The following is a 23,937-nucleotide window of genomic DNA, read 5'->3' as shown; positions in this document are numbered from 1 at the left end:
AGTCAAAAGACAAAGATCAAAAGATCGCAGCCTGCGGCAGCTCCTACATGGAAGTGCGTTTTGTCCGCAAAATAAAGAACAGTCTTCAATGGCTGTTTTTTTATGCCTATGCTTTTCCCCTCGCACCCGCCAAGAGGACAAGCCCATGACTGAATGGCCACTGGATCAAGTCTTTGACTTCAACGGACAACCCATCCGCTACGCCATACGCGGTGATGGCCCGCCGATGGTGTTTGTGCATGGCACGCCTTTCTCTTCTTATGTTTGGCACCGGATTGCGCCGTACTTCACTCACTCGCACCGCGTGCATTACTTCGACTTGCTGGGCTATGGGCAATCCGCCAAGCCTGACGGCGATGTGTCGCTCGGCGTGCAGAATCAACTGTTGGCGCAGTTGCTGGAACACTGGGGGCTGGATCGGCCTGATGTAGTGGCCCATGACTTTGGCGGCGCGACGGCCCTGCGTACTCACCTGTTGAACGGCAAGGATTACCGCAGCCTGACGCTGATCGATCCGGTGGCGCTGACGCCCTGGGGTTCGCCGTTCGTGCAGCATGTGCGCCAGCATGAGGCGGCGTTCAGCGGGGTGCCCGACTACATTCAGCGCGCCATCGTGCCGACCTATATTCGCGGGGCGATCAAGCGGGATATCCCTGACGATGAGCTCGCACCGTATGTGCAACCGTGGCTGGGGGAAACGGGGCAAGCGGCGTTTTATCGGCAGATCGCGCAGATGGACGAGCGCTATACCCGTGAGGCTGAAGGGTTGTACCCGAGGATTCGGTGTCCGGTGCAGATACTCTGGGGCGAGGACGATCAGTGGATTCCGATCGAGCGTGGCCGGGCTTTGCAGCAGATGATTCCCGGCGCGCAGTTTCAGCCGATTGCCAACGCCGGGCATCTGGTTCAGGAAGATGCACCCGAGGCCATTGTTGCCGCGCTGATGCGGTTTTTGCCCCTGCAAAAATCCTCCTGACTTCACCCAATCCCCCTTCGGCAGCTCCTACAGAGAGCAAGCCCGCGCCTGCATTTGATTAATGTCACTGGCGGGGATCGCCGCTGCCGGGCTAACGTAAGGGCAGACTTTCCATAAAGGACTCTCCTGATGCACATCATCAATGCCCGATTGCGCCACCAGGAAGGCCTGCATGAGTTACACCTGGAAAACGGACTGATCAGCAACATTGCCCGGCAGACCGAAGCCCCGACCCTGGGGCCCGAGGATCTGGACGCTGGCGGCAACCTTGTAGTGCCGCCCTTCGTCGAGCCGCACATTCATCTCGACGCCACCCTGACCGCCGGTGAGCCGCGCTGGAACATGAGCGGCACACTGTTCGAAGGCATCGAATGCTGGGGCGAGCGCAAGGCGACCATCACCCAGGAAGACACCAAGACCCGCGCCAAGAAAACCATCGAAACCCTCGCAGCCCACGGCATCCAGCATGTGCGCACTCACGTCGACGTCACCGACCCGCAGTTGACCGCGCTGAAGGCGATGCTCGAAGTGCGCGAGGAAAGCCGTCACCTGATCGACCTGCAAATCGTCGCGTTCCCCCAGGAAGGCATCGAGTCCTACCGTAACGGTCGAGACCTGATGGAAGAGGCAATCCACATGGGCGCGGACGTGGTCGGCGGTATTCCGCACTTCGAGTACACCCGCGATCAAGGCGTGAGTTCGGTGAAGTTTCTGATGGACCTGGCCGAGCGCACCGGCTGCCTGGTGGATGTGCATTGCGATGAAACCGACGACCCGCACTCACGTTTTCTCGAAGTACTGGCCGAAGAAGCGCGCAGCCGCGACATGGGTTCGAGGGTCACCGCCAGCCACACCACGGCCATGGGTTCCTACGACAATGCCTACTGCGCCAAACTGTTTCGTCTGCTCGGGCATTCGGGAATCAGCTTTGTTTCCTGCCCGACCGAAAGCATTCACCTGCAAGGACGCTTCGATAACTTCCCGAAACGCCGGGGCGTAACCCGGGTCAATGAGTTGCTCGAAGCCGGCATGAACGTGTGTTTCGGCCAGGATTCGATTGTCGACCCATGGTATCCGCTGGGTAATGGCAACATTCTGCGAGTGCTCGAAGCGGGCCTGCACATCTGCCACATGCTCGGTTACCGCAACCTGCAAACCGCGCTGGACCTGGTCACCGACAACAGCGCCAAGGCTCTGGCGTTGGGGGATCGTTACGGGCTGGAGCCGGGGCGGCCGGCGAATTTGCTGATTCTGTCGGCGGAGAGCGATTACGAGGTGATCCGCAGCCAGGGGTTGCCGCTGTACTCGGTTCGCGGAGGCAAGGTGTTGATGAAACGGACGATGCCGGTGGTGGATTGGGCTTGAGTATTCATTGACTGGGCTGGCCTCATCGCGAGCAGGCCCGCTCCCACACTGGACCTGTGCCGTTCACAAATCCCCTGTTGGAGCGAGCTTGCTCGCAATGGCGATTTCGAAATCACCCCACCAAACGCGCCGTACCAAACAGGCTGACCCGACTCAATTCCCCCTGCTCTTCCTCCAGCAAAATCGGCGCCGTGCCTCCCGGCATCACCACCTTCACCTCCCCGGCCTTCACCCAGCCCACCCGCCACGCGGAACACGCCACCGCGCTGGCGCTGGTGCCCGAAGACGCCGTCGGCCCTTCGCCCCGCTCGAACACCCGCGCAGCAATTCGGCCGTCGGACTCAAGCATCGCCCATTGCAGATTGATCCCGGCCGGGCATGGCTGTCCCGCCCCGGTCGGCATCGCGTAGGCAATTCGCGTCAGCCCTTCCCCCAACGCCGGTTCACGCATCTGCTCATTGCTTGGCAATGCCTGAACGTCATCCACCAGCGTCACGCAATGCGGATTGCCAACCCGCACGAACTGACTGCGCGACCAGGCCGCATTCAATGACGCCAACGGCTGCACATGGCTGAGTTCACGGCCCTCGAATGCAACACTTTCAACCCCATACGCACTGACCGCGCCGGGCCCGAACGTCGGTTTACCCAGGTCCAGCCAGAACCCGTGCACGCCTTCGACCTGCGCCGCTTTCACCGATGTTTCCCCCGGCGAAACCACATCGGCCTTGTCGTGATAAACCCTGAGCACGCATGCCTCGTCACCCGGCCAAAGTCCCTGATCGCTGAGCGCCTGAGAAAAAATCGTCAGCCCGTTACCACTGCGTTCGGCCAGGGTGCCGTCAGTGTTTACGATCAACAGATCAAACGGAGGCGCCGCCTGGAACGGGCCGACCAGCAAGCCATCACTGCAATGATCCTTGCTACCGGGTGGTTGCGTGCCGGGCGCCCAACTGCAAAAAGCCTCAACGGCCGACAACGTCCATGCCTCGCGGCTTTGCGCCGCGTCATTGGCCTGATCCGGCAAGACGATTCCCTGGCGGCGCAATTCTTCTGGCGCCACAACTATGTAGATATTGCCCCGTGCATCGTACATCCGCGCCATGGCGCCCTCCCTGCTGGAATGTTGGGTCTGGCCCAACATATCGCGAAACCCGCTCGGGCTGTGCAAGGATGTCAGCCTGATTGACCGCAGACCCTGCGGACGCTGATCGAACCCTCGCCGGCGGATCATTGTCCCTTGGAGACGCGACTTTTTTGCCAGGGATTGATATGACCAACCTCCACACCCAGACCTCGTTCGTGCCGGGGCGTCTGGAACAGATGTCCACGCGCATCGCCTTTTTCATCGCCGGGTTCGGCATCGCGGCGTGGGCACCGCTGGTGCCATACGCCAAGGCCCGGGCCGGGCTGGATGAAGGCACTCTCGGTTTGTTGCTGTTGTGCCTGGGCGTGGGCTCGATTCTGGCGATGCCCCTGGCCGGACTTCTGGCCACGCGTTTCGGCTGTCGGAAAGTGGCGACCGGCGGCACTTTGTTGATCTGCCTGGCCCTGCCGCTGCTGGCAACAGTGTCTTCAATCCCGGCACTGATCGCGGCCCTGTTCATGTTCGGCGCAGGCCTTGGCACGGTCGATTCAACGGTTAACCTGCAAGCAGTCATTGTCGAGCGCGCCAGTGGCAAGAACATGATGTCGGGTTTCCACGGCATGTTCAGTCTCGGCGGGATCGTCGGCGCGGCGGGTGTCAGTGCGCTGCTCGGTCTTGGGATTTCACCGTTGGGCGCGATGCTGGCGGTGGTTGTGTTGCTGCTGATCGCACTGGCCAGGGCTGTGCCACACCTGTTGCCCTACGGCAGTGAAAGCTCGGGACCGGCGTTTGCCGCTCCCCATGGCATCGTGCTGTTCATTGGTGGGATGTGCTTCATCGTGTTCCTCGCCGAAGGCGCGGCACTCGACTGGAGCGCGGTGTTCCTGACGCAGGAACGCGGGATCGACACCGCCTATGCCGGATTGGGTTATGCGGCGTTTGCCCTGACCATGACGGCTGGACGCTTGACCGGTGACTCAATCGTGCGTCGTCTTGGCGCAACGCGGGTGATTGTATTCGGTGGGCTGACCGCAGCGGCCGGGCTGTTTCTGGCGACATTTGCCCCGAGCTGGGAAGCGGCGCTGGTGGGGTATGCGATGCTGGGGGCCGGCTGCTCGAACATTGTGCCAGTGCTGTACACCGCAGTCGGCAAGCAGACCGTCATGCCACAAAGCATTGCCGTGCCGGCGATTACCACCCTGGGTTACGCAGGAATTCTCGCAGGGCCTGCGGTCATCGGATTCATCGCCCATGGCAGCAGTTTGAGTTTCGCCACAGGCTTGATGGCGGTGTTGCTGGTGGCAGTGGCCATTGGCGGGAAGGTGTTGAAGGTCTAAGACGTCAGCAACACTGCATCCGATCAACGGGGCCATTTACTGGCAATTTTGACAGTAGACACCCTTTGAACAAGCCAACACCATGAACCCTGAACTGTGCAACCAGGGACGAATCATGAAACCACGATTGATCGCGGGACTGGTCTTCACCAGTCTTCTCATCTTGAAGGGCGGCGGTGCACACGCCGCCCCCGACAGAGTGGATTGGGGTGAAGGAGCGCCCAACCTCTCACCGGCACAACAACTGTCCAATGTCGACGGGCGTTATGCGCACTGGCAAGGCATTGGCCGGGTCATGGTGGATGGCGGCATGACCTGCACAGGCTCGCTCATCGACACCCGCAACACTGAAGGCCTCGCCGGTCCTGCCTACGTCCTGACTTCCGGGCACTGCACTGATCCACAACTTTCCAACGAATTCATTGTGAACCAGCCGGCGACCGGCACGGTGACCTTCAACTTCTTCCACGACACTGAGCAGCGGCAAAAAACCTACGCTGTCAGCGCCATTAACTGGAGCACCCTCAGAGGTCAGGACATCTCCCTCGTTCAACTGAGTCGATCGCTGGAACAGTTAATCGCAGACGGCATTAAGCCTCTGAAAATCGCCGCTCATGCCATGATGCCGAACAACGACATTCTGATTGTCGGTGCTCCTCTCAATGGCTTTGTTCAGCGTATGGCCTGCAAGCAGGATCATCAGGCCGCCATTCTTGAGGGTCCATGGCGGTGGGTCGATCAATCGAGCAATCAATGCCTGGATGTGATCAACGGAATATCAGGCTCACCCGTATTGGGCCGCTATACCAATGAAATCGTTGGTGTTCTAGGCACAACCACGCGTGGTAGCGGTCAGCACGTATGTTCCACGGGCGCACCTTGTGAAGTGGCAGAAGGAAAGGTCAACAAGCAGCTTGATACCAACTATGCGTCGCCGGCCGAGGGGCTGGATAGATGCTTTCTCGAAGGGCACTTCAGTCCCCGTGAGGCTCGCTGCCCTTTGGGCCCCACCTGGTCTTTTCCACTATCGACAGATGCAACCGACTACGTGAAGGTTCAACGCGAAGCCAATGGCGAGATCATCCCTTGGAGGTGGGACCAGCGGCTCTCCCTGAACGCGCCCTTTTATCGCTACCGACACACGCAAACACTGGCCGATTGCGAGTCGATCAATGGCTATAGCGAGGTCCACGCCAGCAAACCCGAAGGCCAAAATCAACTGAGCAGAGAACTGCGCGAAGGTGCGGGTTTGTATTTCCTCTGTGTCATTGGCCAACAACGACCGACAGACGTGCCGGGGCAATGGGACGCTCGAAACGCCATTGTTTATTGGCGATGGCTGATGGAAGAGCCAGCGCCGCTCTCACCGGTTTACAGGGCTGACTCGATTGGAGAGAGCGATTATGACGTAAGGGCATATCCGATCAGACCGTATCTTGACTCCGACCAATACCGATACAAGACCGGCAAGGTGCAGACGGTGGACTGCGACAAGGAAGAAAACTACCAGGAGGTCTCGCCATCAACCGGGGTTTTCCATGTATCGATTGCCGAGGGTCAACAGAAAGTCTGTCTCAAGGGAGGGGATGCAGCGGGAAATTCAGGACCGTCAGTCGACTTTCTTCTGCCACCCTGAAAGCTGGATTGCGAATCGTAAAGCCAGACCGCTTACTGGGTTCGAACCCAGTAAGCGGTCTGGCATAAAGATCAGAACCCTACACTGGCCTGCACAAAGAACGTACGCGGTGCACCCACATACATGCCCGAATTGTTGTCGCTGGAGCGGGTGAAGTACTGCTTGTCGAAGATGTTCTTCACACCGGCACCGACTTTCAGATTCGAAACCGACGGACCGAAGTCATAGCCGCTGCGCACATTCCAGGTCACGTAACCCGGAATGTCGCCGTACTGGCCATCGGCGGTGCCTTCGGTGATGTAGTTATTGGTGAAACTACCATCGGCATTGATCGCCACACCCGGCGAGCGCTGTTTGGACTGGGCGAAGGCATCGAGGTTGTAGGTCCAGCGGTTGATGTCGTACCGCAGGCCGGCAGTCGCCACCTGACGCGAGTAGAACGGCAGGTCGCGGCCCTTGAAGTCGGGAATCTCACCTTCATACACCGCACGGGTGTAGGTGAAACCGGCGTTGGCGGTCAGGCCTTCAAGGCGTGGGTCCAGCGCGGCCATGTCGTAGTGCACCGAGGCTTCGATACCCCGGTGCGTGGTCGCGCCAAGGTTGGTCCAGCCCGCATCGTTGCTGATGTATTGCAGCTCTTTATCGAAGTCGATGTAGAACAGCGTCACTTCACCGCCCCACACATCATCGTTGTAGCGTGTGCCGACCTCGTAGGTCTTGGCCTTTTCCGGTTCCAGGCCATTGGCGGTTTCGTCACCCGAGCCACCTTGACCGAGCTGGAAATACTGCAGGCTGCCGAACGAAGTCTCGTAGTTGGCGAACAGCTTCCAGGCATCGGAGATGTGATACATGACGCTCAAAGCCGGCAGCGGCTCATTGCTCTCGATGCTGCGGTTTTTCTCTGGTACGCGTTTGCCGGCAGTGTCGAGCACCGGGCGATCATGCCAATCCGTGCTGATGTGCTCGAAACGAATACCTGGGGTGACGGTCCAGTTGCCGACATCGATTTTGTTGTCGACGTAAACCGAGTTGGCCTCAGTGCCACCGGTGCGGTCCTGGTACACATGCCCGTCCGACGTCTTGGTCACGACCGGCTCGTTGTTGACCAGCGCCAGGCGGCTGGCCTCTTCGTGCATGCCTTCTTTCAGGTAGCGATAACCGACACTGACTTCCTGGGTGGTCGGGCCGACGTCGAACACATGGGAGACCCGCGGTTCGATGCCGAAGGTGTAATAGGTACGCGGAAACGAGCCGAGGGTCTTCTGGTCCCGCGCGGCGATGTTGCTGCCACGAAAGCTGTCCGAGTAGTAGGTCAGCACTTCAGCCTGGGTACGGTCGTCGATTTCCCGCGCCCACTTGAACGACACGTCCTTGCGACGGCCGCTGAAGTTGTCGTTGTTACGGTCGGACTGGAATGGATCGGCATCGTACTGCGCCTGCGTCAGGCCGCCGGGCATGTCGGCGCTGGCATCGTAGTAGTGAAAATTGAGGCTGAAATCGTCGAAATCAGTCGGCGCCCAATGGGTCTTGAGGATCACATCGTCGATGTCGTTGCCGTTGTTGCGCTCACGGTAACCATTGCCGTTGACGCCGGAGTACAGCAGCGCGACGCCGATGCCGTTATCGGCGGTGCCGCCGGCAAACGCGGTGTCGATGTGTTTCCAGCCGCCGTGCCGGGAAGTTTCCAGCGTCGTGCCGATTTCCGCCGAGGCTTGTTGAGGAATCGCGCGGGTCACGAAGTTGATCACGCCACCGACGTTCTGTGGCCCGTAGCGTACGGAGCCGGCGCCGCGAACCACGTCGATGCTGTCCAGGTTGCCCGAGGAAATCGGTGCCATGGACAACTGAGGCTGACCGTACGGGGCGAACGCGGCAGGTACGCCGTCGATCAAAACGGTGGAGCGTGGCGACAGGCGTGAGGTCAGGCCGCGAACGCCGACGTTCAGGGAAATGTCGCTGCCGCCGGTGCCGTTGGCGTCTTGCACCTGAACACCCGGCACGCGCTTCAACACGTCGCCGACATTCATGGCGCCTTGCTCGACCATCGCCTCGCGGCGGACCACGGTACGCGCGCCGGGGTGGTTCTGCACCACGGCGGCATCGGCGTCGCCGAGCCAGTCGCCGACCACTTTGATGTCGGTCACGCCCAGTTCCATCGGGCCATTGGCCGCCGAAGCCGGCGCCGGCAGCAGCGTCACCGAACCTTCATCGATCTGGTATTGCAGGCCGCTGCCCTGCAGCAACAGACGCAGCGCCTCTTCCGGCGAAATATTGCCGTCCACCGCCGGGGCCTGTTTGCCGGCCACCAGTTCAGGACTGAAAAAAACCTGCAACGACGTTTGCTGGCCCAGCTCACTCAAGGCCTGACCCAATGGCTGCGCCTGGATGTGAATGGCGTCAGCGGCGAATGCCCGGGGCATCGCAACGTTGACCGCCAGCGCGAGCGCCAGCGGCAACCAAGGGAGTTTGTTGTTTTTTGCGGTGGATTTCTTCACGTCGAACGTAGTCCTGTGGATCGCAAGAGTGTGCGCTTGTTAATGCAAACCAGTTGCAGTTGAACAGGAAGACGATGAACTCGAAAAAAACCTGAATTTATTTTGAAATTATTTCCTGGCTGCCGTCATCCAGAGTGCGCACGGCCACCGGAAGGATGCTCGGCAAGGCCTTGAGCAGCGCATCGGTGTTGTCGGATTTGAACACGCTGGTCAGGCGCAGATTGCCCACCGCCGCGTTGCCAATCCTGAGTGGCTTCTCCCGATAACGTGAGACCTGCTCGGCGACATCGGCCAGGCTGGCGTTGTTGAACACCAGTTTGCCGCTGCGCCACGCCGTCAGTTCCGCCGGGTTGACCGCATAGGCTGCCGCGACTTTGCCTTGCGCATCGACGTGGCTGCCCATGCCGGCAGTGAGGCTGACGAAATCATTGTCGGCCGCCGAGTGCCCTTGAACCTTGACGGTGCCCTGCTCGACCACGACCCGGGTTTCGGCGCTGCCATGGAGCACGTCGAAACGCGTGCCGGTGACAGTGACCTTGCCGCTACCGGCCTCGACCACGAATGGCCGGCGGGTGTCGTGTTCGACGCTGAACATCGCTTCGCCTTCGGTCAGTTCAATGCCACGGCGATTCTTTTCAAAGCGCACCTGAATCCGGCTGCGGCTGTCCAGATCGACCACCGAACCGTCCGGCAACGCGACATGGCGACGTTCGCCCAGCGCTGTGGAAAACTCGGCGGTGTAAGTCGCAGGATGATTCAAGCCGCTGAACAGCCCCAACCCGAGTGCCACCGCCACCACGCTGGCAGCCACCGCATAACGCATTATCGGGCGGCGTTTATTGCGAGTCGGCGTTTCTTCACAGAGGGCTTTCAGACGCGCGGCCGGCACCAGGTCGGCGGCTGTCCACAGGCCCTGGAGCAATTCGAATTCATTTCGGTGTTGAGGGTGTTCGCCCAGCCAGGTTTCGAACTGGCGATACGCTTCGACATCGACGGCAGGTTCCTGCAAACGCACAAACCACCGCGCCGCTTCGTCGCGAACCGTTGTTTGCCCGCACGCACAATCACGAGTATCCATCATGGAAGTTCCTGTTTGGCTGGGGATGAGAAGGCGCGGCCGATCCGCTTTATGTAGGAGCTGCCGCAGGCTGCGATCTTTTGATCTTCGGCGATTTCAAGACCGCCAAAAGATCGCAGCCTTCGGCAGCTCCTACAGAAGTCACCGCGCATCATGATTGCAACCCGTCCAGGCGGTCACGCAGATGCCGAAGCGTGCGGATCATATACTTTTCCACCATGTTCTTGGACAGTCCCAGGCGTTCGGCGATTTCAGCCTGGGTCAGGCCTTCGATTTTCTGCCAGACAAACACCTTGCGGCAGTTGACCGGCAGCTCGGTGAGCGCCCGCTCGATGGAATCAGCCAACTGGACCGCATGCATGAAATGCTCCGGGTCGCCGGTTGGCGACTCACTGTGATCAATCGCCTCTGACTCCATGGCACCCCGCCGATCCTCACGCCGATAACCGTCCACTGCGATATTGCGCGCGGTCTGGTGCAGATACGCCCGAGGTTGCTGTACCGCCGCAGAATCGGACTCAAGCACCCGCACAAAGGTATCGTGGGCCAGATCCTCGGCCTGCTGACGATTTCTCAGGCGACGGGTCCAGGTGCCAACCAACTCTTCGTAATGCTCGAAAAAGCCGTGTCTGCGGGGCAGCTTGGGGGTCATTGCGGCATGCTGTGTAAACGGGGCGTGAATAGTAATGCTTCCTATTAACTGGAAGCAATGGTTTGCAGCCCACGTCAAAGCGCTTTGTCTGCTTGCCAATCCACCGCCAGTCGGGAAAGCTGAATCAGGCACACAAACAAAGGATTCTGGCAGGAATCCCAAAGCAGCCATTCATAGGCTGTAGCAAAGTGCTGTCATGCCTGTCACCGGCTTTTCCCCAGGAATTCACACATGTTCAGCTCTAAATCGTCGCTTAATAAAAAACCGCTGACCCGCCTCGCCCTGGCCATCACCCTGAGCGCCATCGGCCTGCCTTTCTGGGCGGGCACTGCCCAGGCTCACGGCGGCCATGCCGAAATGGTGCCGCTGCAAGCGGGCCTTGAGGAGTTTGGCGCCACGGTCAAATGGGACGACTATTCCAACCTGTTCACCATCGCCAAGGACGGGGTCTACCTCAAGGTCAAGCCGAACAGCAAAGTGGCCATGCTCAACGGCAAGCGCATAGAGCTGACCGTGCCGGTGGTGTTCAAGGACCACACGGCGTTTATGTCCAAAGACTTCATCAACCAGGTGTTCCAGTCGGGCCTGGACAAGACTTTTGTCGTTGAAACCCGCCCTAGCCCGCTCAACCCGCTGACGGCAGCCGAAATCACCGCGGCGGTGGACATCGTCAAGAAGTCCGAACATTACCAACCCGGTTTCCGCTTCACCGAAGTCTCGGTCAAGGAGCCGCCAAAGGATCAGGTGTGGAACTTCGTCTACACCGGACAAAACGTCACCCAACCGCGCCAGGCCAATATCGTCGTGCTGGACGGCAAGCATGTGATCGAAGCGCTGGTTGATCTCGACAGCAAATCCCTCAAGTCCTGGGCTCCGATTGAAGGCGCGCACGGCATGGTGCTGCTGGACGATTTCGCCACGGTGCAATCGGCCGTCGAGAACAGCCCGGAATATGCGCAGGCCCTGGCCAAGCGTGGCATCAATGATGTGAAAAAGGTCGTGGCCACGCCGCTGACCGTCGGCTATTTCGATGGCAAGGACGGTCTGGCGCAGGACAAACGCCTGCTGAAAATCGTCAGCTACCTCAATACCGATGACGGCAACTATTGGGCGCACCCGATCGAGGGCCTGGTGGCCATCGTCGATCTGGAACAGAAAAAGCTGATCAAGATCGAAGACGAAGCGCTTATCCCGGTGCCAATGAAGCCGACGCCGTATGACGGTCGCGGACGTAAAGGCACGCAGGTCAAGCCGCTGGAAATCATCGAGCCCGAAGGCAAGAACTACACCATCACCGGCAACAGCATTCACTGGCAGAACTGGGACTTCCACGTTCGCCTCGATTCGCGCGTTGGCCCGATCCTGTCCACCGTCACCTATGACGACAAGGGCAAGAAACGCAAAATCATGTACGAAGGCTCGCTGGGCGGCATGATCGTGCCTTACGGCGACCCGGATGTCGGCTGGTATTTCAAGGCCTACCTCGATTCAGGCGACTACGGCATGGGCACCCTGACCTCGCCGATTGCCCGCGGCAAAGACGCCCCGGAAAACGCCGTGCTGCTGGACGCCACCATCGCCGACTACACCGGCGCACCCACCGCAATCCCGCGCGCCATGGCCGTGTTCGAGCGCTATGCCGGCCCCGAGTACAAACACCAGGAAATGGGCCAGCCCAACCTCAGCACCGAACGTCGTGAACTGGTAGTGCGCTGGATCAGCACTGTCGGCAACTACGACTACATCTTCGACTGGGTCTTCCAGCAGAACGGCACCATCGGCATCGACGCCGGTGCCACCGGTATCGAAGCAGTCAAAGGCGTGAAGTCCAAGACCATGCACGAAGACACCGCCAAGGAAGACACCCGCTACGGCACCCTGCTCGACCACAACATCGTCGGCACCACGCACCAGCACATCTACAACTTCCGTCTGGACATGGACGTGGATGGTGAAAACAACTCGCTGGTGGAAGTGAACCCGGTTATCGCCCCGAACGACCGTGGCGGCCCGCGCACCAGCACCATGCAGACCGAAACCAAAGTAGTCAGCACCGAGCAGCAAGCGGCGCAGAAATTCGACCCGTCGACCGTTCGCCTGATGACCAACTTCAGCAAGGAAAACAAAGTCGGCAACCCGGTTTCCTATCAGTTGATCCCGTATGCCGGCGGCACGCACCCGGTGGCCAAGGGCGCCAACTTCGGCCAGGACGAATGGCTTTACCACCGCCTGAGCTTCATGGACAAGCAGCTGTGGGTGACCCGTTACAACCCTGAAGAGAAGTACCCGGAAGGCAAGTACCCGAACCGCTCGGACAAAGACTCGGGCCTTGGGCAGTTCACCAAGGACAACCAGTCGATTGAAAACACCGACGACGTGGTCTGGCTGACCACCGGCACCACGCACATCGCGCGGGCTGAGGAATGGCCGATCATGCCGACCGAGTGGGTGCACGTGCTGCTGAAGCCGTGGAACTTCTTCGATGAAACGCCGACCTTGAACCTCAGCGCACCTAAGTAAAAGCAAAAGATCGCAGCCTGCGGCAGCTCCTACATTGTGAATGCATTTCCCTGTAGGAGCTGCCGCAGGCTGCGATCTTTTGATCTACTGGCGAACCACAATCTTCCCGATCATCTGCGGATGCAGCGCACAAAAATACTCAAACTCCCCCGGCGTGTTGAACACCCAGGAAAAACTGTCACTCGTATCCAGCGCCCCGGAGCGAAACAGTTTGTGGGTTTCCGCCACGGTGTGCGGGATCTCGTCGTCGTTCACCCACGTCACTTTGTCGCCCACGGCCACGGTCAAATCCTTGGGCCCGAACATGAATTCCTTGATATCGATCTTCACCTCCTGAGCCCAAACCGGCGTCGATAGCATCAGGCAGAAAACGGCTAATACTCGCGTTTTCATCCGATCCCCTCCCCCTAAACCAGTGTCGAATCGATCAATGCCAGCGGATGATCGCCCTGCGTCGCTCGCACGTCGGTGATCCCCAGATAATTGCGCAGTTGATCGGCCGCGACCGTCATCGGCCCTGGTGTGGGTGCCGCACCCGGTGCAGGCTGTGGGTAAGCCGTGCCCCGAGCGGTGTGGAAGGTGATATTGCCTTCGACCTTCTGAATGACCTGATGGATATGCCCGTTCAGCACCGTCACCGAACCGTACTTGCGCAGCATGGCAATCGCCTGGTCGCCGTCCTCGGTGCCCCAACCCCACGGCTGATAAACCGTCCACAACGGAATATGGGTAAACACCACGATGGGCGTGCTGCTCGACACCGCGCGCAAGTCATCGGCCAGCCAGGCCAGTTGATCGGTGCCCAAGGTCGCTTCATGGCCCGCCTGAAAATTGAAGACATTCACCAGCGCAATGAAATGCACGCCGTGGTCATCGAAGCTGTACCAGCCATTGCCTTTGGTGCCCTTGCCGTAACGTTGCAGATAGAGCTTGCCGCCGCCCTCGTCGAGGGTGTCATGCTCGCCCGGCACGTAGTGCACGGTAGAAGGCAAGCCTTTGAGCAACTGCGCGGCGGTGTCGAACTCTTCGGGTTTGGACAGGTGGGTGATATCGCCGGTGTGCAGGATCAGCGACGGCCGTTTTGGCAGCGCGATGACCTTGTCGATGGCCACCTGCAAGGTTTTCACAGGTTCCGGGTTGGCCTCCTTGTTGAAACCGATGTGCGAGTCGCTGATCTGCACGAAGTGGAACGTACTGGCCAACGCCTTGGGGTCGGAAACGTTACCCGCCTCATCCAGTGCGAAAGCCCGGGGAATACCGCCGCTCAGGGCCCAGATGACGCCCGCCCCGGCCCATGCCGAACACTTGAGCAAGGTTCGGCGATCAGGGTTCAACGGGCCGTCGAACCGTCGTTGGTGTTTTGAATGAATGTCCATCGGGTTTGCCTCGCTGGAGAGCTACAGTGATGAAACTGACACGAGGTAAAACCTGGCCGGACGGGTGTTTATTCCCCGTCGAAAAAATATTTTTCCCCGGGAATAAACCGCAACGCTGCACGGTTATAGAGGTGGGACAGTGCGGGAACCACTATGAAGCGATTTGAGGAATTGTTTGCGCCCCACCTGGACGCCGCCTACAACCTCGCGCGCTGGCTCACCGGCAACGACAGCGCCGCGCGCGATGTCGTGCAGGAAAGCGCCCTGCGCGCTTTCAGGTTTTTGCACCGCTTCGCCGACGGCAACGCCAAAGCCTGGTTTCTGACCATCGTGCGCAATGAAAGCTACACCTGGCTCAAGGCCTCGGCCGGACACCACTGGGTCGCTTTCGATGACGGGTTTTGCGAAGGAAGCGAGGCACTGAGCCATAGCCAAACCCCGGAACTGTTGGCCATTCACACAGAAAATGCAGCGCAGATCCAGCAAGCCCTGCGCGCCCTGCCGCCAGCGTTTCGGGAGGTAATTGTGCTGAAGGAACTCGAAGACATGCCCTACAAGGACATCGCCCTGGTGGTCGACATTCCCATCGGCACCGTCATGTCGAGACTGGCCAGGGCTCGCGCCATGCTCAAGCTCGAACTATTGAAGTTGCACGATCATGAATGAACTCCAGTGCACGGTTTGCCAGAGGCTGATGCAGGGCTATCTGGACGAAGAACTTGATCCGCCGACGGCTGCGGACGTGGCCGGGCATTTGGCCGGGTGCACCGAGTGTGCGCGGCTGCAGGATCAGGCGAAGCGGCTAATGGTTAGCGTGAAGCGCCATGCACCGTATTACGCAGCGCCGGCATCGTTGACGGCCAGTGTATTCGCCGCCGTTGCGCCTGCTGCCCCGGCAACTCGCACCATTGCGCGATGGCGAACCTGGTTCGCACCGGTTTTTTCAGCAGCTGCGCTGGCCCTGGCCATGGTGCTTTATGTCGCGACGCCGGCCAGCGAACAGCCGTTGATGGATGAGGCGGTTTCCAGCCATGTTCGCTCGTTGATGGGCGAGCATTTGAACGATGTGGTTTCGTCCGACCGCCATACCGTGAAGCCCTGGTTCACTGGCAAACTCGACTTTTCGCCGCCGGTGTTCGATTACGCGACTCAGGGATTTCCGTTGCTGGGTGGGCGCCTGGATTATCTGCAACACCAGACCACCGCGGCCCTGAGTTATGGACGCAACAAGCACATTATCAATGTGTTTATCCTGCCCACGCAGGAGGCCGACAAGCCGCCGCAGAGTCAGGCGATACGCGGCTTTAACGTAGTGTCCTGGCAAGAGAACCACATGCGCTTTGTGCTGGTTTCCGATGTGGAGAAAAGTGAGCTGGAGGCGTTCAGTCAGTTGCTCAAGCCGTAAGTTATCGATCACACAAAAATCCCTGTAGGAGCGAGCCGGCTCACGATGGCGGCGGAACATTCAACATGAATGCTGGATGTACTGCCCTCATCGCGAGCAGGCTCACTCCTACAGGGTTATTTGTTTCTTCAGTGAAATATTAAGCATGCTGCTTGCGGTACTCCCCCGGCGCGATACCGAAGCGCGATTTGAATGCCGTCGAGAAATAGCTCGAATCGGAAAACCCCCACGAATACCCCAACACCGACAACTTCTGTTCCTTGCTCGATTGACGCAGGGATTCGGCGCACAGGTCCAGCCGACGGTTCTTGATGTAACGCGCGACCACCAGCCCCTTCTTGGCAAACATCCGGTACAGGCCTCGGGTGGACATGCCGACTTCCCGCGCCAGCCATTCCGGACACAGCTCTTCCGAGCGAATGTGCTGGTCAATAAAACCCAGGGTTTTGCGGAACGTGCGCTCGTGCAAATCCGAGCTGTCGTCAGCCTGGCTGATGGCCGGGCGCAACAGGCTGACCACCGCTTCCAGCGTCGCTTCGCTTTCCTGGCGGCTCAGGTTTGGCTGGCGAGTGGCATCAAGGATCAAGCGGTGCGACAACATCGCGATGGGCGATGTCCCGGCGATGCGCTGGCCGCACTTGACCTGGTTGAAGCGCAGGGTTTGCTCGACCAGTTGATACGGCAGGATCAGCGACAACTGCCGGGAGTTTTCGCTGTAGGTAAAGTCACTGGGCTTTGACGCATCGATCAGTGTGATGTCGCCAGCCGACAACATCGCCTTATCGTCGCCCTGGGCCATGCCCGCCGTACCATCGAGCTGGAACACCGCAAAATATTTGCCGCCCTCGCCCGCCGCGACTTCCTGCGGCGTGCGAAAGAGCCGCGCCTGGCAGGCATCGACGACGCTGATCTTGAGCGCATCGCTGTGGTACTCGCGGATCTGGCCGGCAAACCCGCCGCCCAGCGGCTGAGCGTTGAACGCACCGCAAATCTGGTTGATCTGATGGATCCACTGATCGAACCCATTTTGGCGCTGTGCAATTGTAGAAATCATGTCAGGCCTCGCGCAGGCTTATTTTTATTGTCTACGTCAATCCACACGACATCGGGGTGCTTCGGGTCCTTGAACAATGACGTGCTATTTCAGTCCGCCAAACCGCCGGTAAAAGCTTTCGCCCACATCCGGCAACGGACCATCGGCCGTTTCCAGAGCAGAGTTGAGCCACTCTTCGGCCTTGGCGTAGATCAAACGGTAAATATTGCGGCACAACTGCCGGGCCGCACGCCCTTCCCAATCACCGGGTAACAACTCGTCCGGCAATTGCGGGTCGCGCAACAGCAGTTTTCGGTACTCGTGAATCAGCAGGATCCGTGCCAGGAAGCAGTCGGCCGGTTGCAGGTTTTCCTGCTCGCGAAGCGCTTGCCAGAGCGGTCGGAACAGTTGGATGAATTCGCTGTAATGGGTCGCCAGCTCTTCGATGTTCCAGCTCTCGCGCACTTGCAGACGCAGGGCCTTGGAGGCGAGTACGTCCTGGGCGGTGGTTTCGAAGACGATAGTTTCTTCCAGGGCGCCGAGGTCGAGCAACGTCGCGTTGACGTCAGTGCGGTCGCTGCGTGGGCAGGCCAGCACCGCTGGCGAGATCGCACCAAAACCTAGCCATTCCAGTTCTTCGCGCACTTGTTTGCGCTTGTCCTGGGTCAGTTGCGAGAGCATCACCAGGCACCAGGAACCATCCCACGCCGGCATGCTGGTGCTGTAGACCCGCTTGAACGCCTTGTCGAAACGCCGGCGCCCGGTGCCGGTCAGGCTGTAGTAACTGCGCCGCCCAACCTTTTCGGCGGTCAGCCAGCCTTCCTTGGTCAGGCGAAAAATCGAGGTGCGGATCAGCCGTTCGTTGATGCCGATCGGTTCGAGCAATTGAATCAGGCTGCCCAGCCACACAGTACCGCCATGGGGTTCGATGGCATCACCGTACAACGTAATGATCAAGGAACTGGCGCGAATCGGCGTCTGCTCCTGGAAGCGCGTAATCAAATGGTTCAACGGTGTCAGGGACGACATGGGCGTACCGAGCTAAAAAAGAAAAGGAATATACCTAAAATCCATGTAGAAGCTGCCGAAGGCTGCGATCTTTTGATTTTGTTTTTTTTAAAATCCAGATCAAAAGATCGCAGCCTGCGGCAGCTCCTACAGGGGTCAGCCTTTTGGTCGAAGGCCGCTGTCGCTGATGCGCGGGCGATCCGCTTCCGGTTCGGTCAACGGTTCGCAGGCTTGCATCTGTTCCAGGCAACGCTTGGCCAACGCTTGATACTCGCGGGTGCCCGCCTGTTTCCACGCCACTTCCTGATCGCTGAGCGTGCGCTTGATGCTGGCGGGTGCGCCCATGACCAGCGACTGTTCGGGACACTCAAAACCGGCCTTGACGAACGCCGCCGCCGACACGAATGAGCGCGGGCCGATCCGTGCGTTGTCCATCACCACTGCATTCATGCCCACCAGTGCATCGGTGCCGATCCGGCAACCGTGCAACACCGCGCCGTGGCCGATGTGGCCATTGCGCTCGACCACGGTGTCGCTGTCCGGAAAACCGTGCATCACGCAGGTGTCCTGCAGGTTGGCACCCTCCTCCAGCACGATCCGCCCGAAGTCACCGCGCAGGCTCGCCAGGGGCCCGACGTAGCAATGCGGGCCGACGATCACGTCACCGATCAGCACGGCGGACGGATGCACATAGGCGCTCGGATCAACCACCGGGGTCAGGCCATCAAGGCTGTAGCAGGTCATGGAAGGTTCCTTCACAAAGCGATGCCGATAATGGCCTATTTTGTATCACATCGCTTTTACCAGCACAAAGACAAAAAACCGTATCACTTGAAATGCAGCCGGCCAGTCAGTCGCTGCAAGTGGCCTGAAAGAGCCTTTAAACCAATAAAATATGGTTAATCCTCTCAGTTCCCCTTCACAAAAAAGCTGCCTTATAAAACCAAACTCACACCAATAAGACACATTAAATCAATTTTAGTATTGCATTTACGTATCACGTTACAGGTATACTCGGGCAAAACCGGCCCCTGTGGTCGATCCAATAACAAGCCGGCATCACCGCCGAGCGCGCACCGTGAGGGCATCTGCCATGCCTCTAACCCTTGCCGTCGAACTGATCGAGCCCGGCGTCCGCCTGATTACCTTGCAGCGCCCGCAAGCCTTGAATGCCTTGAACACCCAACTGCTGGGCGAACTGGCGGACGAATTGAGCGCCGCACAAGCCGATGCCGATACCCGCGCGGTAGTGATCACCGGCAGTCGCAAGGCCTTCGCCGCTGGCGCCGACATCAAGGAAATGGCCGAACGCGATCTTGTCGGCATCCTCGACGACCCGCGCCAGGCGTCGTGGCAGGCCATCACCCGCTTCAGCAAACCGCTGATTGCCGCGGTCAACGGCTTTGCCCTCGGTGGCGGCTGCGAACTGGCGATGCACGCCGACATCATCGTTGCCGGCGAAGACGCCCGTTTCGGCCAGCCGGAAATCAACCTCGGGATCATGCCCGGCGCCGGAGGCACCCAACGCCTGCTGCGCGCCGTCGGCAAATCCATGGCCATGCAAATGGTGTTGACCGGTGAGCCAATCGACGCCCGTCAGGCACAACGCGCTGGCCTGGTCAGCGAAGTGACCCAGCCGGAATTCACCGTCGAACGCGCCGTACAGATCGCCCGCAATATTGCCGGCAAAGCACCACTGGCCGTGCGGCTGGCCAAGGAAGCATTGCTCAAGGCCATGGACACCGACCTGGCCAGCGGCCTGCGTTTCGAGCGCCACGCCTTCACTGTCCTGGCCGGCACCCGCGACCGCGACGAAGGCATTGCAGCCTTTCAGGAAAAGCGCACGCCGACCTTCACCGGTCAGTAATCCGCCGTCCATCACTGAATTCGAACGACCTCTCAGAGAGCGCCAAGACCATGAATTTCGAACACATCCTGTTTTCCATCGAGGCCGGCGTCGCCCTCCTCAGCCTCAATCGCCCGGACCAACTGAACAGCTTCAACACGCAGATGCATGGCGAAGTGAAGGAAGCGCTCAAGCAAGTCCGGCAGAACCCGGACGTGCGCGTGCTGCTGCTGACCGGTGAAGGTCGCGGCTTCTGCGCCGGGCAAGACCTCAGCGACCGCAATGTCGCGCCGGGCAGCGCCGTGCCGGACCTGGGCGAGTCCATCGAGAAGTTCTACAACCCGCTGATCCGCCAATTGCGTGATCTGCAAATGCCGGTGATCTGCGCAGTCAACGGCGTGGCGGCCGGTGCCGGTGCCAACATTCCGCTGGCTTGCGACCTGGTGCTGGCAGCGCGTTCGGCCAGCTTCATTCAGGCGTTCTGCAAAATCGGCCTGATTCCCGATTCCGGTGGCACCTGGACCCTGCCGCGCCTGGTCGGCATGGCGCGCGCCAAGGCGCTGGCGTTGCTCGGCAACCGTTTGACCGCCGAACAGGCCGAGCAATGGGGCTTGATTTACCGCTGCGTCGAAGACGCCGAACTGCGCGACGAAGCGCTGAAACTCGCGCAACACCTGGCCACCCAGCCGACCTACGGCCTGGCGCTGATCAAGCGCAGCCTCAACGCCAGCCTGAGCAACAGCTTCGACGAACAGCTGGAACTGGAACGCGACCTGCAACGCCTGGCCGGGCGCAGCGAGGACTACCGCGAAGGCGTCGGCGCCTTCATGGAAAAACGCACCCCTAGCTTCAAGGGACGCTGAGTCATGAGCGCATTGAATACCTCTGCACGCATCGCCGTGATCGGTGCCGGCGCCATGGGCGCGGGCATTGCCCAAGTCGCGGCACAGGCCGGTCATCCGGTATTGCTGCTGGACAACCGTCCCGGCGCCGCTGCTCAGGCCATCGAAGGTATTGACCGGCAATTGGGCAAACGGGTCGAGAACGGCAAGCTCTCCGCAGACTCGCGCAGCGCGACCATTGCCCGCCTGCAAGCCGTGGAAGCCATCGAAGTCCTGGCTGATTGCGATCTGATCATCGAGGCCATCGTCGAAAACCTTGAGGTCAAGCGTGCGCTGTTCCGCCAACTGGAAAGCATCTGTGGCGAACACTGCATTCTGGCCAGCAACACTTCGTCGCTGTCGATCACCCGCATCGCCGCGCAACTGGATCACCCGCAACGTCTGCTCGGTTTGCACTTCTTCAATCCGGCGCCGGTCATGGCGCTGGTGGAAATCGTCTCGGGCCTGGCCAGCGATCCAGCCTTGGCGCAATGCCTGTACGACACCGCCAAAGCCTGGGGCAAAAAACCGGTACACACCCGCTCCACGCCGGGCTTTATCGTCAACCGCGTAGCCCGACCGTTCTACGCCGAAAGCCTGCGCCTGTTGCAGGAAGGCGCGGCCGATTGCCCAACGCTGGATGCGCTGATGCGCGAGGCCGGTGGTTTTGCCATGGGCGCGTTCGAGCTGACGGATCTGATCGGCCACGACGTTAACTATGCCGTGACCTGCTCGGTGTTCGACGCCTATTACAACGACACCCGTTTCCTGCCCTCGCTGATCCAGAAAGAACTGGTGGACGGCGGACGTCTGGGGCGTAAAAGCGGTCAGGGTTTCTACAGCTACGCCCAGGGCGCAGAACGCCCGCAAGCCGCTGAGATCAGCAGCACGGCGAGCGTAGAAGTCTGCATGGCCGAAGGAGACCTGGGGATCGCCCGGGGTTTGCTTGCGCGTCTCCGCGAACAAGGCGTCGAAGTCATCCAGCGCGATGGCTCGGGCTTGCTGCGCGTCGGTGATGCGGTGCTGGCCCTGAGCGACGGGCGCATGGCATGCCAGCGAGCGCGTGAAGATGGCCTGCGCAACCTGATCCTGCTGGATTTGACCCTCGATTACAGCAAGGCCCAACGCATCGCCATCAGCTATGCAGCAGGCATTGACCCGCTAGCCCTCGACCAAGGCATTGCCCTGCTGCAACGAGCCGGTTTCAAAGTCAGCCCGCTCAGCGACAGCCCGGCGCTGGCTGTTTTGCGCACGGTGGCAATGCTCGCCAACGAAGCGGCCGACGCCCTGCTGCAAGGCGTCGCCTCGGCCGCCGACATCGATCTGGCCATGCGTGCCGGCGTCAACTACCCACAAGGCCCGCTGGCGTGGGCCGATGCGATTGGCCTTTCGCACATCCTCAACGTGCTGGAAAACCTGCAAGCCAGTTATGGCGAAGAACGCTATCGGCCATCGCTGCTGTTGCGTCGCCGCATCGCTGAAGGGAGAACATTCCATGACTAACCATGAAGCGATGAACCTGGCCAGCGCCTGCGCCCAAGCGTTGTTCGAGCGCGACACCGCCAGCCAGGCGATGGGCATGCGCCTGCTCTCCGCCGGCCCAGGTGCAGCCCGCGTGGGCATGACCGTTCGCGCCGACATGCTCCAGGGCCATGGCACCTGTCACGGCGGCTACCTGTTTGCGCTGGCCGACTCGGCGTTCGCTTTCGCCTGCAACAGCTACAACGAGGCCACGGTGGCCATCGGTTGCAGCATCGACTACATCGCCCCGGCCCGCCTCGGTGACACGCTGAATGCCGATTGCATCGAGCAAAGCCGCTCCGGTCGCACCGGCAACTACGACGTGCGTATTGAAAACCAGCAGGGCCAGTTGATCGCCCTGTTCCATGGCAAATCCTACAAAGTGCGCGGCCCGGTGCTGACGCAGGAGAACCCGAATGAATGACGCCCTGATCATCGATGCGGTACGGACACCGATCGGCCGTTACGCCGGAGTCTTGAGCAGCGTGCGCGCCGACGACCTCGGCGCGGTGCCGCTGCGCGAACTGCTGCGCCGTCACCCGCAAGTCGACTGGAGCCGCGTCGACGACGTGATCTACGGCTGCGCGAACCAGGCCGGCGAAGACAACCGCAACGTCGCGCGTATGGCGGCGCTGCTGGCCGGGTTGCCGGTCAGCGTGCCCGGCACCACCCTCAATCGCCTGTGCGGTTCCGGGCTGGATGCGGTCGGCACGGCGGCCCGGGCGATTCGCAGTGGCGAGGCCGGGTTGATGCTGGTGGGCGGTGTGGAATCGATGTCCCGCGCGCCGTTGGTAATGGGCAAGGCTGAACAGGCGTTTTCCCGTCAGGCTGAGATTTTCGATACCACCATTGGCTGGCGCTTCGTCAATCCGCTGATGAAAAAGGCTTTCGGCATCGACTCGATGCCGGAAACCGCCGAGAACGTCGCTGAGCAATTCAACATCTCCCGGGCCGATCAGGACGCCTTCGCCCTGCGCAGCCAGCAACGCGCTGCAGCCGCCCAGGCCAACGGGCGTCTGGCCAAGGAAATCGTCGCGGTGGAAATACCCCAGCGCAAAGGCCCGGCCAAAGTGGTCGAGCACGATGAACACCCGCGCGGCGATACCACGCTTGAGCAGCTCGCCAAACTGGGCACGCCGTTCCGCGAAGGCGGAAGCGTCACTGCCGGCAATGCTTCCGGGGTCAACGACGGTGCCTGCGCGCTGCTGCTGGCCAGCCCGGAAGTCGCCAAACGTCACGGCTTGATTGCCCGTGGCCGGGTCGTGGCGATGGCCACGGCCGGCGTCGAACCGCGCATCATGGGCATCGGCCCGGTGCCAGCGACCCGCAAGGTACTGGAACTGGCCAACCTGAGCCTGGCAGACGTGGACGTCATCGAACTCAACGAAGCCTTTGCGGCTCAAGGCCTGGCGGTGTTGCGTGAATTGGGCCTGAGCGACACCGATCCACGGGTCAACCCCAACGGCGGTGCCATCGCCCTCGGCCACCCGTTGGGCATGAGCGGCGCACGGCTGGTGACCACCGCCCTGCATGAGCTTGAGGAACGCAATGGCCGCTACGCGCTGTGCACCATGTGCATCGGCGTCGGCCAGGGGATCGCGTTGATCATCGAACGTCTATCCCACTAAAGAACCGCGATTCCCGAGGAGCCGAGAGGTATCCTTGGGTCATGCACTCAAAGCCCTTGTGCGAAAGGGCTGGAACACAAAAACAATTCGAGT

General features: G+C 60.3%; 21 protein-coding genes. 12 read left to right on the top strand and 9 right to left on the bottom strand.

The window, feature by feature from the left end; all coding sequences use genetic code 11:
• Nucleotides 1–145: 145 nt before the first annotated feature.
• The gene (locus KUF73_RS23835) at nucleotides 146–976 is read left to right on the top strand and encodes an alpha/beta fold hydrolase (RefSeq protein ID WP_218440458.1); all 831 of its coding nucleotides are present in this window, start codon (nucleotides 146–148) and stop codon (nucleotides 974–976) included.
• A 129-nt stretch (nucleotides 977–1,105) separates the two neighbouring features.
• On the top strand, nucleotides 1,106–2,341 hold the full coding sequence (gene codA / locus KUF73_RS23830; protein WP_218440457.1) for a cytosine deaminase: 1,236 nt from the start codon (nucleotides 1,106–1,108) through the stop codon (nucleotides 2,339–2,341).
• Between the two features lie 112 nt (nucleotides 2,342–2,453).
• On the opposite strand, the gene KUF73_RS23825 is transcribed toward codA, so the two are convergent.
• On the bottom strand, nucleotides 2,454–3,446 hold the full coding sequence (locus KUF73_RS23825) for a diaminopimelate epimerase (protein ID WP_218440456.1): 993 nt from the start codon (nucleotides 3,444–3,446) through the stop codon (nucleotides 2,454–2,456).
• Between the two features lie 167 nt (nucleotides 3,447–3,613).
• On the opposite strand from KUF73_RS23825, the gene KUF73_RS23820 reads away from it, so the two are divergent.
• Both KUF73_RS23820 and KUF73_RS23815 read left to right on the top strand, forming a co-directional pair.
• The gene (locus KUF73_RS23820) at nucleotides 3,614–4,765 is read left to right on the top strand and encodes an MFS transporter (RefSeq protein WP_218440455.1); all 1,152 of its coding nucleotides are present in this window, start codon (nucleotides 3,614–3,616) and stop codon (nucleotides 4,763–4,765) included.
• A gap of 82 nt (nucleotides 4,766–4,847) precedes the next feature.
• Nucleotides 4,848–6,401 (top strand): trypsin-like peptidase domain-containing protein, encoded by a 1,554-nt coding sequence (locus KUF73_RS23815; RefSeq protein ID WP_256345679.1) that lies wholly within the window; start codon nucleotides 4,848–4,850, stop codon nucleotides 6,399–6,401.
• A 71-nt stretch (nucleotides 6,402–6,472) separates the two neighbouring features.
• Here the strand turns inward: KUF73_RS23815 and KUF73_RS23810 are convergent, their stop codons facing one another.
• The 3 genes from KUF73_RS23810 to KUF73_RS23800 form a co-directional block, all read right to left on the bottom strand.
• Nucleotides 6,473–8,896 (bottom strand): TonB-dependent receptor, encoded by a 2,424-nt coding sequence (locus KUF73_RS23810; protein ID WP_218440454.1) that lies wholly within the window; start codon nucleotides 8,894–8,896, stop codon nucleotides 6,473–6,475.
• A 97-nt stretch (nucleotides 8,897–8,993) separates the two neighbouring features.
• Nucleotides 8,994–9,977, bottom strand: a complete 984-nt coding sequence (locus KUF73_RS23805) for a FecR family protein (protein WP_218440453.1) — start codon at nucleotides 9,975–9,977, stop codon at nucleotides 8,994–8,996.
• A 148-nt stretch (nucleotides 9,978–10,125) separates the two neighbouring features.
• Nucleotides 10,126–10,626, bottom strand: a complete 501-nt coding sequence (locus KUF73_RS23800) for a sigma-70 family RNA polymerase sigma factor (RefSeq protein ID WP_218440452.1) — start codon at nucleotides 10,624–10,626, stop codon at nucleotides 10,126–10,128.
• Between the two features lie 231 nt (nucleotides 10,627–10,857).
• Here KUF73_RS23800 and tynA point away from each other — a divergent pair, with 231 nt between their 5' ends.
• Nucleotides 10,858–13,146 (top strand): primary-amine oxidase, encoded by a 2,289-nt coding sequence (gene tynA / locus KUF73_RS23795; RefSeq protein WP_218440451.1) that lies wholly within the window; start codon nucleotides 10,858–10,860, stop codon nucleotides 13,144–13,146.
• Nucleotides 13,147–13,230: 84 nt separating this feature from the next.
• On the opposite strand, the gene KUF73_RS23790 is transcribed toward tynA, so the two are convergent.
• Nucleotides 13,231–13,539 carry a cupredoxin family copper-binding protein gene (locus KUF73_RS23790; RefSeq protein ID WP_218440450.1) on the bottom strand — a complete coding sequence of 103 codons (309 nt, stop codon included), beginning with the start codon at nucleotides 13,537–13,539 and terminating at the stop codon, nucleotides 13,231–13,233.
• Nucleotides 13,540–13,553: 14 nt separating this feature from the next.
• On the bottom strand, nucleotides 13,554–14,522 hold the full coding sequence (locus KUF73_RS23785) for a metallophosphoesterase (RefSeq protein ID WP_218440449.1): 969 nt from the start codon (nucleotides 14,520–14,522) through the stop codon (nucleotides 13,554–13,556).
• Nucleotides 14,523–14,675: 153 nt separating this feature from the next.
• Between KUF73_RS23785 and KUF73_RS23780 the strand changes: the two genes are divergently transcribed.
• Nucleotides 14,676–15,188 carry a sigma-70 family RNA polymerase sigma factor gene (locus KUF73_RS23780; protein WP_218440448.1) on the top strand — a complete coding sequence of 171 codons (513 nt, stop codon included), beginning with the start codon at nucleotides 14,676–14,678 and terminating at the stop codon, nucleotides 15,186–15,188.
• Nucleotides 15,181–15,927 carry an anti-sigma factor gene (locus KUF73_RS23775; protein WP_218440447.1) on the top strand — a complete coding sequence of 249 codons (747 nt, stop codon included), beginning with the start codon at nucleotides 15,181–15,183 and terminating at the stop codon, nucleotides 15,925–15,927. Before KUF73_RS23780 ends, KUF73_RS23775 begins: the two co-directional genes overlap by 8 nt.
• 139 nt (nucleotides 15,928–16,066) lie before the next feature.
• On the opposite strand, the gene feaR is transcribed toward KUF73_RS23775, so the two are convergent.
• From feaR to paaY, 3 genes are all read right to left on the bottom strand, one after another.
• Nucleotides 16,067–16,981, bottom strand: a complete 915-nt coding sequence (gene feaR / locus KUF73_RS23770) for a transcriptional regulator FeaR (protein WP_218440446.1) — start codon at nucleotides 16,979–16,981, stop codon at nucleotides 16,067–16,069.
• An 84-nt stretch (nucleotides 16,982–17,065) separates the two neighbouring features.
• Nucleotides 17,066–17,989, bottom strand: a complete 924-nt coding sequence (gene paaX / locus KUF73_RS23765) for a phenylacetic acid degradation operon negative regulatory protein PaaX (protein WP_218440445.1) — start codon at nucleotides 17,987–17,989, stop codon at nucleotides 17,066–17,068.
• 135 nt (nucleotides 17,990–18,124) lie between these two features.
• Nucleotides 18,125–18,712 carry a phenylacetic acid degradation protein PaaY gene (paaY, locus tag KUF73_RS23760; protein ID WP_218440444.1) on the bottom strand — a complete coding sequence of 196 codons (588 nt, stop codon included), beginning with the start codon at nucleotides 18,710–18,712 and terminating at the stop codon, nucleotides 18,125–18,127.
• 349 nt (nucleotides 18,713–19,061) lie between these two features.
• Here paaY and paaF point away from each other — a divergent pair, with 349 nt between their 5' ends.
• From paaF to pcaF, 5 genes are read left to right on the top strand one after another with little or no spacing between them, the layout of a single operon-like run.
• Complete coding sequence (paaF, locus tag KUF73_RS23755) at nucleotides 19,062–19,835, top strand: 2,3-dehydroadipyl-CoA hydratase PaaF (RefSeq protein WP_218440443.1); 774 nt, start codon at nucleotides 19,062–19,064, stop codon at nucleotides 19,833–19,835.
• Nucleotides 19,836–19,885: 50 nt separating this feature from the next.
• Nucleotides 19,886–20,677, top strand: coding sequence for a 2-(1,2-epoxy-1,2-dihydrophenyl)acetyl-CoA isomerase PaaG (gene paaG, locus KUF73_RS23750; RefSeq protein ID WP_218440442.1), 792 nt, complete (start codon nucleotides 19,886–19,888; stop codon nucleotides 20,675–20,677).
• 3 nt (nucleotides 20,678–20,680) lie between these two features.
• Nucleotides 20,681–22,198 carry a 3-hydroxyacyl-CoA dehydrogenase PaaH gene (gene paaH / locus KUF73_RS23745; RefSeq protein ID WP_218440441.1) on the top strand — a complete coding sequence of 506 codons (1,518 nt, stop codon included), beginning with the start codon at nucleotides 20,681–20,683 and terminating at the stop codon, nucleotides 22,196–22,198.
• A complete protein-coding gene (paaI, locus tag KUF73_RS23740; RefSeq protein WP_218440440.1) occupies nucleotides 22,191–22,640 on the top strand; it encodes a hydroxyphenylacetyl-CoA thioesterase PaaI in 450 nt (149 codons plus the stop codon). The genes paaH and paaI overlap by 8 nt, the downstream gene beginning before the upstream one ends.
• The gene (gene pcaF / locus KUF73_RS23735; RefSeq protein ID WP_218440439.1) at nucleotides 22,633–23,844 is read left to right on the top strand and encodes a 3-oxoadipyl-CoA thiolase; all 1,212 of its coding nucleotides are present in this window, start codon (nucleotides 22,633–22,635) and stop codon (nucleotides 23,842–23,844) included. The genes paaI and pcaF overlap by 8 nt, the downstream gene beginning before the upstream one ends.
• Nucleotides 23,845–23,937 lie beyond the last annotated feature (93 nt).

It is taken from the genome of Pseudomonas sp. PD9R, from assembly GCF_019200975.1.
Classification (GTDB): Bacteria; Pseudomonadota; Gammaproteobacteria; order Pseudomonadales; family Pseudomonadaceae; genus Aquipseudomonas.
The sequence above is the reverse complement of the archived record's forward strand: the minus strand, read 5'-3'. Positions and strand labels throughout refer to the sequence as shown.